We start from the raw sequence: 9,576 nt of genomic DNA on the forward strand, positions 1-9,576 counted from the left end.
AAATACGGCCGGGTGAAGGTAAAGTTCCACTGGGACCGTCTGGCGAAAGGGGACGACACGAGTTCGTGCTGGGTGCGGGTGTCAAGCGCCTGGGCGGGCCAGGGCTTCGGCGGGGTGCAGATCCCACGTGTGGGCGATGAGGTCGTCGTGGACTTTATTAACGGCGATCCGGATCGGCCAATTATTACTGGACGTGTTTATAACGAAGCCAGTATGCCGCCATGGGAATTGCCCGGCGATGCAACACGAATGGGCTTTATGACACGGAGTAAAGACGGACATCAGGCCAATGCCAGTTATCTGTTCTTTGAAGACAAGCCGGGCGGTGAACTGCTGAATATGCATGCTGAGAAAGACATGAATATTTCGGTAGAGAATGATAAGACCGTTGCCATTGATGGATCCCGGACTACCACTATTGGCAAAGAGCAGAGTGACGAAGTAACAGGTGATGCGACTTTTCATTATAAACAGAAGCGGACTACCTTCGTTGATGGCGCGGAAATAAAAACATTTAAAGATGGTGAGGATGTTACTGTCATCAATGGTCGAAAGTTAAATATTAAAAATAAAGGCGACGAAATTGACATAACTGGCGGGCGTATAACCAAAATTCGCGGTGGAGATAATTTAACCGTCCTCGATGGCGGCTATATTAAAAAGATCAAAGCAGGCGGAGTAGATTTTACAGTTAATTCTGGTGGTTGGACTCAGAAAGTGTTGGGTGGCGAAACTCTAATTACATCACCTAATAAAATCACCATTCATAGTGATACAGAAGTAAATATTGATGCGCCATATTGGGTGACTAATGCCCATGGACATCAGGAGAGTTATGTTGGTATTTCATTGGGTGTTGCTGTTCAAGGTACTGATTTCAAAGGCTTGAGTATGTCATTTACACCCTTAAGCTTTGGTTTGACAGGTGTAAAATTAGAAAATAACCCAGTTACCTTACATTTCGACAATGGTATGAAAACACGTGTGGCTGGAGTGGAGTTTGATTCTTTGGCTTTGAGTTTACGGGCTGCGGCCGCATTTATGTTTATCTGAGAGGAAGTTATGAGAATTTTTGCAAATATTATTGCAATTTCTGGGTTTGCTATTTTTGTTTATATTATTTCATCAATGCTTATTCGCGACATTAGAAATAAAAAAGAAAAAGAAAACATTCTTACTAACGGCGTTGATACTCAAGCTGTAATAACTAATGCTTACGGTCGATCAGGAGGGAATTCAGGGTTTATCAATGTTACATTAACGTTAGAGTTTAGGGCTGAAAATGGTGAGGATATAACAATTAAAAAGGATTCCGTCATAAATTCCATGGATGTGAATAAGTACCAGCCTGGTTCTAAAGTTAAAATTAGATATTATAAGGGGGATCCTAAAAAAATCATTGTGGATATTCCTAACCCTCTTGATTTAAGAAAGTGACCTCAAATCGCCTGGATAGTGAGAAGAGAGTTGTAGGGCTACTCTCTTTTTAACTTAGAATAGTCTTCGAGTTTTAATAAGTTATTTTTTTAAAACCTGATTTGATTCATTAATTGAATTTAATCGCAACCGAGATTTCACCATCTTATTTGTTACCAACCAGTATTAGGTTTGGTACTTTTTAATATGTTATTCATAACGAGGCCCAGGCATGAAAATTATTAAACCTCTCCGCCTGAGCGTACTTAATCGCCCTTTTCGCTGGCAGGGTAAAAACCATCTTGGCGTCACCGTGCTGGCGTTAGCCGATATGAGTGATAACCCGAAGCTCCGCCCGGAAATGGAGCTTTGGCAACTGGCTGCCAGCGAGTTACAGACCAGCGGCGGCGTTCTCGATTTAGCCATGCCAAAAGTGTGCGCCGAATTTCTGGCGACCGGCCATGCCTACACGCATCATCAAAGCGACAAAACCGCCTGTGTGGCAAAGATTGAAGTCGATACGCTAAGCAAGTCGCTGGCGGTATTTGGCGATCGCTACTGGGTTGGAAATAACATCACAGCGCCTCAGCCTTTTGAACAGATGCGGCTTGACTGGAGTCGCGCTTTTGGCGGTGAAGGCCATGATGACAATCCTTATGGAATTGGCATTCACCCCGAGGTGCATCAGGGCCATGAGTTCGTCCGCTTACCTAACATCGAAGCGATGAGCGGACGTCTTACGCAGCCTAAACAAAAGCCTGAGCCTGCGGGGTTTGGTCCGCTGGATATTAGCTGGCCACGACGTTTTAGTCGTATGGGAAAAAAATACGATTCTAGTTGGTTACAAAATGATTTTCCCGGTTTTGCGCGCGATATCGACTGGAAAGTCTTTAATGCTGCCAGTCCTGATCAATGGTGGGCAGATCGCGATACCTTACCTGAGCAAGCTGCCTGGCGAATCTGGAATATGCATCCGCAAAAGCCGATGCAGGAGGGCAAACTTCCTCCCTGGCAGGCACGCTGCTTTATTAATCGTCAGCGCGAAGATGAAACACTGTTTGAGGAAATTGCACTGCGCGCAACCACGGTATGGTTCTTTCCTCATCTGGAGCAAATGGTTCTGTTATGGCAAGGGAACACGCGCATCAATGAAGATGACGCGGCAGATGTCTTGCAGTTGATGCCCGCGTTGGAAAAACGGGGGGCACCACGCTCAGTTAATCACTATCGTAAGGTGCTCACGCAACGCCTGGATAAAGAAAAAGGCGCGCTGTTTTCATTTCGCGAAAAAGATCTTATCCCTGATGAGACCATCGGGCCCTGGATTGATAATCAGGTCGAGCAAACCCACAGTCCGATGCGGGATAACATGCAGATGCGGGCAAAACATCTCCGTGAGCAGCATCGTGCACGTCTTGAGGTATCCGGCGGTGACGTGGGTGACTTGCTCAAGGAACCCGATGAGCCTGAGCTACCTAAACTGGAAGATCTTCCGGAATTTATCGAAAAAATGGAGCGGCAGGCTGAGGAAATGAAGGCGCAGGCAGAACAACGTAAGCGCGAGATTGAGGCCCGTTATCCGCAAAGCGAAAGTGACGAGCATCAGCCACGCGGTCCGGAAACACTGTTCCGTATGCAAGAAATGCTGCAGCGCAATAAGGATAGCCTGAGTGAGAAGACGCTGACACAGATGCGTGATGCTCTCCATCAAATGTATCTCATGTCTGTTAAAAGCCAGCCACCAGCGCTGCGTCTGAAAGGCGATCTGGCACTGATAATTCGTCAACGCGCGGAACGAACGCTGGCACAGGGCGGCAACTTTAGCGGTATGGATCTTACCGGTGCTGACTTTTCTGGTATGGATCTTCGCGGAGCCGACTTTAGTAAGACGCTGCTGGAATGTGCTGATTTAAGCCATTGCCAACTGGACGGTGCCAATTTTCAGAGTGCGATGCTGGCGCGAACCGAACTTCACCACAGTTCGCTACGCAAGTGTAATTTTGAGAATGCAAGTTTTGCTTTAGCTCAGTGCTGCCAAAGCGATTTTTCAGGTGCTTACTTCAAAGAAACGCAGCTACAAGAGACGTTATTTGATAACTGCACGTTCAATGAAGCAATGTTCAGCGAATTACTGTTCAGGGAAACCTGGTTTACACAATGCCGCTTTCAGTGCGCCAACCTTCAGTCATGTGTGTTCATGGAACTCGATTTACCGGGTCTTGATTTTACAGAGGCCAAACTTACTAAAACAACATTTCTTAAATCCAAGCTTGTGCAGGTTGTTTTTGACCGCGCCGACTTAGAGAGCTGCTCATGGGTTGATACAGAGGCAAGTGGAGCAAGTTTCACTGGCACCACCTTGTCCACCTGCGCGGTGACGTCAGGTAGTACGCTCAGCGGCGCGGATTTTACCCATGCAACGCTTCGACAAAGTAATCTGCGTGGGATACCACTTGATGCTGCCGTATTCATGTTGGCAAAAGTGGAGAACAGTGATTTAAGCGAGGCAAGCTGTAAAGGCGCTAATTTCCAGCAAGCAAACCTAATGAGCAGCCTGTTTGTGCGTACGGATTTTCGTGACGCGAACTTCACGGATGCCAATTTAATGGGCGCGTTGTTACAGAAAAGCCAGTTGGGTGGGGCATGTTTCCGGGGCACTAACCTTTTTCGCGCCGATCTCTCACAGGCGTTCACCAGTGAAACCACGAAGCTTGACGGCGCCTTTACAAAAAGAATTAAAACGTTGCCAAAGCGAGATGGAGAAATTGTATGACCGCGCTTACTGCAACGGAGCTTCATCGGCGAATCAAACAAGGCGAAGTCATCAGCGAGCTGAATCTGGATGGTGTTGATCTGCAGGGATATGATCTTTCCGGGGGTATTTTTCAGGAAGTGTCCTTAACAGGGGCAAATCTGCAGGGTGCCAATTTGAAAGAAACAGTTTTCACTGAATGTCAGCTCGGTCAGACCGATTTTCGGCATGCAAAAATTGAGCAGTCTGCCTTTAACCAATGCGAAATGTCGGGGATGATTGCAGAGCAGACAAGCCTAAACGACACTGTATTTAACCAGTGTGCGCTTACGCATTGCAATTTTGCGCGTAGCGCGCTGCTCCGCTTGCAGTTTATTAAATGCCCACTTACGCACAGTCAGTTTAAAAGCGTGCAGTTTGATCGTTGCGTATTTTTTGAATCGGCGCTGGACGAGGCACACTTTGAGGGTTGCAAAAGTCTGCTTACTACGTTTTACAACATTGATTTACGTCAGACCTTCCTAAATCCCGGGGATTTTGACCGTACTGTCTTTTTTAACTGTGATCATCGCGGTAAGAATTACGATCATCTGCGTTTTACAGGTTGTCAGTTTACTGACTGTGTCATGGATGCAGTGCAATTCAATGGTGCTCAACTTTCACAATGTAATTTTAAAGGCGCTTCGCTTAAAGGCGCTCAGCTCAATCAGGTGAACGCCAGCCAGGCACTGTTCATGGAAGCAGACCTCACTGGAGCACAGTGCAAAGGGAGCCTTTTCGATCAGGCTATTTTTGTCGGTGCAATCATGGAGCATACAGATTTTACGGGCAGCCGTTTTTTCCAAAGCATCCTGCAGCAGGTAAAGGCCTCTCAGGCGTTATTCATTCGTTGCGATTTGACGTACAGCGATTTTACCGGCGCAGATATATGCAAGGCAGATTTACGCGGTGCTACCTTTTCCCGAACGCGCATGCATCGGGCGCGCCAGGAGAATGCGCAATTCTCTGGTCGTCAGGGCATTATTGAATTTGATGAAGAATTACTGGCAGCTGAAGCATGGAGCGCACAGCGCCAGAGCCGCAGTTGAGGAGATCAAGAAATGAATAGTGTCAATCATACGCTGGCAAAAGCCATTTTACCTCCAGTGCAGGCGGCTGGCGTTGTCACGCACAGCTTCGCCGATGGCAGCCTGACTGTTGAGTGTGAAGGCCGAGGCTGGCATTGTCGCCGTGCTGCAAGTTGCGTGATTGTGCCGCAAACCGGTGACACAGTTTTAATCACCAGTGTCGAAAATCAGATCTGGCTACTGGCTGTGCTGGAGCGTGCCGATCCGCAAAAGGCGGAACTCAGCATACCTGGCGATTTGCATATCAACAGTGTGGGTGAGCTGAGTTTAAGCAGTGCCGCTCTGCGCGTTAGCGCTGAACAGGGTGATTGCCATATCAACGAGATGAATTACAGTGGTGACAAGCTGTCGGCATGGATCAGTCTTTCACGCATCGTTGGAAAACGAGCAGAATCCGTATGGCAGACCATCACCCAGATTAGCCATAACCTGCTGCGTACCACACACAACACCGAACAAGTTCGTGCTGGGCAACTTGATATGAAAGCGGAAGATTACGCACGTTTGCATGCTCACAATACGGTAATCACCTCGAAAGCGATAACCAAAGTGGATTCCGAACAGATTCATATGGGTTAAGGAGTAAACATGTTTGCAAATTGTCAGCTTTTTGGTGTGGATCTGGCTTTCCCGGATGTGTGCCTGACGCCGACGCCCGCACCGGTGCCTGTTCCCTATCCAGATATCGCGTTGGGGCCAACGGCAATCCCAAATGCGCTAAATATACTATTTATGGGAATGCCCGCGCATAATATGGCAACTGTAACGCCACTTACTAACGGCGATAACCCAGGCGTCGCAACCGGTGTGGCATCGGGAACGGTCATGGGACCCTCGCGTCATCTTACCGGTTCATTCACGGTGTTATTGAAAGGCACGCCGGCAACGCGGCTGACGAGCATGAGTCTGCAAAATTCAACGAATGCGATCGGCATGCGTATTGTTCCCAGCCAGTTCAAAGTATTGATGCTTGCGCCTTAACGCTCTATGTCTTTAACTTCCTCTGCTCTTACAGGGATGAATTTATGTCTTCACATATTACTGCACAACTCCCGCATAAGGGCTGATGTTACAAAGTGTGAGCGTAAGCGAAATACTGTTAGTGCTAGAGGCGGGGCTGATTACTATGCATGCGCGTATTGACCGGCAGTCGCTGCCAGGCAAGCCGATCATCTTTACGCTGCCGTTAGATGGCCTGCTGCGTGTGGTGAACACGTGCTAAATCACCGACAAAATCACACAGATAGTCCTACGCAGTCAGGCGTTGAAGGTTGTAAGTTTAACCATTTACGGGTTTACGCTGGAGTAGGACCTGTGGCGGATGAAGCACGACCTTCATCTACGCATCTTCAAGAGCCTTACGGTGCCATAGATCGTGCAGACGTTGCTGAAGGATTCAGGATAAATGGGATGCGTACCAAGAGGAGAAATACCATGAAAGTTGTGATAAATTCATAGGGCTTTACACTTTATAACTGTGAAAACTCCTCTTGTTTTTTGAAAGTCATTTTTAACGAAGGTAAATATAAAATTGACGTGGGGAGATGTTTATTGTGACTGATTATATTACAGGCCTAAATAAAATCCAACAGAGGTTGAAATGTCTGCATAACCCATGTTGGTGGTTTTAAATGAAAAAATGAGCAGCGCTAATTTTTAAAACACCTAAAGGATTGTATGTCTACATTGAGTGTTATTAACTTTTTCTTAACGTTTTTTATAATATTTATAAGCTACTATATTGCCAATAAAATAGTAAAAAAATCTCATCAACGTGAAAGCGATATTATCGAAAAAGGGAGTGATGTAGAAATAACGATATTATCAATGAAACAAAACGGGATTTTACTGAACAATAATCCAGTAGTAGAAATGAGTCTGAGAGTAACAGACTCGCATAGAAAAAGTTGGTTAGTCGAGAAACATGAAGAAACAGTGTTGCTGATTGCACTTGATATATATCAGGTTGGAAACATCTATAATGGTAAGTTCGATTCAAAAGGAAATAGTGTCTTATTTGTCAGGGATGAAAGTGGAAGACCAATAAAGATTAACGAATAAGGTTGAGGGTTGATAATTGTCAATACTTTAAATCTTGGTCTGACTGCGGACAAAAATTAATTTAAACTAATTTTTATTTATGGTTATGTTATTTCTTAGTCGTAAATTCATTACATTAAATTTAATTACCCCGCGTTGGTGGTTAACTTACATTCCGATTATAGTTATATCATATGAACTAATCAGGTTTGAGATATGAATTTTTTAACTGAAGTGCCTTTTTTAATTGGTATTATCATTACTCTTTGCGCAGTCGGTATTTTCATGTCTATGTTAAAGCCTAATAAATCACAATTAAAAGGTATCAAAGATTGGATTACTCGTGAAAACTGGTCGGGGGACGTTATCAGCGTAACTGCATTAAGTTGGTGTCAAAATGATGTAAAGTACGGTGAGGATTTTTTTTATACTTTTAATTTCAATGCCACCATAAATGGTGTTAATAAAGTATATGGTGCCATGTGTGCCGTGAACCCTAGTCAAATACATAAAATAAAAGGAGAGATTAAGATTTCCGTAAAATACAGTCATGATGATCCTCCTAAAATGGCGGTGGTTAATTTTGAATGGGATTAGGGAAGTGTTAATAAAATAAGCTCACGTTGATACGTAAAGTGACTATTCTGAAGTATAGACACACATTCTGAGGCTGTTATGAGTTTTTCTGATAGTGCATGGCTGTGCTTTGGTATCGCGTTTAGCATTGTTGTTATGTTCCTCGTAGCAAGAAATGTGATTGAATATGCCTGGCCTCTGATAAAAAGTGGTTTTTTACAAAGTTATGTTATGAAGAACGGGATTGCAGTAAATGCCGATATTATTGCTACCCAGCAGACCACGGTGTGGAGCGGTGGCAAGCCTGTTTTTAAAATCTTTCTCAAATTCAGAACAATAGAAAATAAAGAGTTTGAGGCCAGCATTTTACTGCCGTTAACTGTTGAAAAAATTGAACGCTTTAAACCAGGTAATGGTACGACAATTAAATATGATGCTAAAAATCCACAGCGTATTGCTCTGTATGATAAACCACTTATTTTAAAGTGGTGACTTTCAATGGTGCTATTTATTGTTGTTGATATAATAACCTTGTTTAATTTGAAGCCTGAGCTTAAAGGTGTAAATGTTATTGGTTTGATGGAAGTGTGATTAATAAATAGCCATGCCTGTGCTATTTTTAATTAAATCCCTTTGACATTAAAGCTTGAATCCCACTTTGATATCGAGTGTGAGTATGTTTGGTTTTTATAAAAAAGGATTGACTTGTGATTGAGGCAAAAGTTATTAAGTCCCACGCTGGTGATTTCATTCTTTTGCAAGCGGGAGAGGGATGGTATATCGGTGTTCTTTTTCCCAATTTTAACCCTAATTCACATTTTGATATAAGCAAAAAAATTACTCTGAATGAAAATGATATTTTAGAAAAAGAAAACTTTGAATATTTAATGAATTTGGCTGCAGATATTCGAAAGAGTTGGGGGAAGTACTCGGATAGGGAAGTTAAAAATATCAAGGTAACGAAATGATCTTGCTTTGCTGTATCGTTATGCTTTGAGGTCAGGGATGAATGATGTGTATGCAGTCTTTGGGTTCATTATTTCTCAATAGTTAATTGGAGTTTTGTGCCAGCTTTTGGTGATGGCAGTGAAGTAAGTTGGAAAGTTTGTGGTTGTAATTAAAGCCCCTCATTAAATAAATGTGTTTCATGTATTTATAACGAACATTAAAATAATGATGATATGTTTCGTTGCATTGGTCATTTTGAGAGTTTTTTTGAATACTGTAATAAGATTAATCAACGTGGTTAAATGCATATTGCTCTGATAAAGTTCAAAGTATTGATGCTTGCGCCTTAACGCGTACCCCTTTTTACCAACCCTTTTCTGACAGGGATGAATTTTATGTTTTCACGCATTACAGTCCAGTTACCCGCACAAGGACTGCTGTTCCGACGTCTGAGCGGCAGCGAAGCGCTGTCCCAGTCGTTCGTGCTGCAAGCGGAGCTGCTCTCCACCGACGCGCGCATTGACCGCCAGTCGCTGCTGGGCAAGCCGGTCACGTTCACGCTGCCGACGGACGGCCTGATGAGCGCGGTGAACCCGCGCTACATTAACGGAAAAATTACTCAGATAGGCGTGCGCAGCGAGGAGCTGGGCGGCGTGCGTTACGCGGTGTACGGGCTGACGGTGGAGTCGGATCTGTGGCCGATGAAGCGCGACCGCA

At 44.5% G+C, this 9,576-nt stretch carries 12 protein-coding genes; all 12 read left to right on the forward strand.

Annotated elements, in window-relative coordinates; translation table 11 throughout:
- On the forward strand, nucleotides 1-1,053 hold a 1,053-nt coding region (locus FBY13_RS23135), incomplete at its 5' end, for a type VI secretion system Vgr family protein (RefSeq protein WP_145395253.1).
- Nucleotides 1,054-1,062: 9 nt separating this feature from the next.
- Nucleotides 1,063-1,437: a DUF3592 domain-containing protein gene (locus FBY13_RS23140; protein WP_145395254.1), complete on the forward strand. Its 375-nt coding sequence runs from the start codon at nucleotides 1,063-1,065 to the stop codon at nucleotides 1,435-1,437.
- 211 nt (nucleotides 1,438-1,648) lie between these two features.
- Nucleotides 1,649-4,189 (forward strand): DUF2169 domain-containing protein, encoded by a 2,541-nt coding sequence (locus FBY13_RS23145; protein WP_145395255.1) that lies wholly within the window; start codon nucleotides 1,649-1,651, stop codon nucleotides 4,187-4,189.
- A complete protein-coding gene (locus FBY13_RS23150; RefSeq protein ID WP_145395256.1) occupies nucleotides 4,186-5,256 on the forward strand; it encodes a pentapeptide repeat-containing protein in 1,071 nt (356 codons plus the stop codon). The genes FBY13_RS23145 and FBY13_RS23150 overlap by 4 nt, the downstream gene beginning before the upstream one ends.
- Nucleotides 5,257-5,268: 12 nt before the next feature.
- Entirely contained in the window at nucleotides 5,269-5,874 is a 606-nt protein-coding gene (locus FBY13_RS23155; protein ID WP_109718314.1) for a DUF3540 domain-containing protein, read from the forward strand.
- Nucleotides 5,875-5,883: 9 nt separating this feature from the next.
- On the forward strand, nucleotides 5,884-6,276 hold the full coding sequence (locus tag FBY13_RS23160) for a DUF4150 domain-containing protein (protein ID WP_063880038.1): 393 nt from the start codon (nucleotides 5,884-5,886) through the stop codon (nucleotides 6,274-6,276).
- Between the two features lie 85 nt (nucleotides 6,277-6,361).
- A complete protein-coding gene (locus FBY13_RS23535) occupies nucleotides 6,362-6,517 on the forward strand; it encodes a hypothetical protein (RefSeq protein WP_186440853.1) in 156 nt (51 codons plus the stop codon).
- A gap of 455 nt (nucleotides 6,518-6,972) precedes the next feature.
- Nucleotides 6,973-7,356 carry a hypothetical protein gene (locus tag FBY13_RS23165; RefSeq protein WP_145395257.1) on the forward strand — a complete coding sequence of 128 codons (384 nt, stop codon included), beginning with the start codon at nucleotides 6,973-6,975 and terminating at the stop codon, nucleotides 7,354-7,356.
- Nucleotides 7,357-7,551: 195 nt separating this feature from the next.
- Nucleotides 7,552-7,932, forward strand: a complete 381-nt coding sequence (locus FBY13_RS23170) for a hypothetical protein (RefSeq protein WP_145395258.1) — start codon at nucleotides 7,552-7,554, stop codon at nucleotides 7,930-7,932.
- 78 nt (nucleotides 7,933-8,010) lie between these two features.
- Nucleotides 8,011-8,403, forward strand: coding sequence for a DUF3592 domain-containing protein (locus FBY13_RS23175; RefSeq protein ID WP_145395259.1), 393 nt, complete (start codon nucleotides 8,011-8,013; stop codon nucleotides 8,401-8,403).
- Nucleotides 8,404-8,618: 215 nt separating this feature from the next.
- Entirely contained in the window at nucleotides 8,619-8,879 is a 261-nt protein-coding gene (locus tag FBY13_RS23180) for a hypothetical protein (protein ID WP_145395260.1), read from the forward strand.
- A 375-nt stretch (nucleotides 8,880-9,254) separates the two neighbouring features.
- The coding region (locus tag FBY13_RS23185; protein WP_222430276.1) for a contractile injection system protein, VgrG/Pvc8 family at nucleotides 9,255-9,576 on the forward strand (322 nt) is incomplete at its 3' end.

The sequence above is a fragment of the Pantoea sp. SJZ147 genome, assembly GCF_007828605.1.
Classification (GTDB): Bacteria; Pseudomonadota; Gammaproteobacteria; order Enterobacterales; family Enterobacteriaceae; genus Pantoea; species Pantoea allii.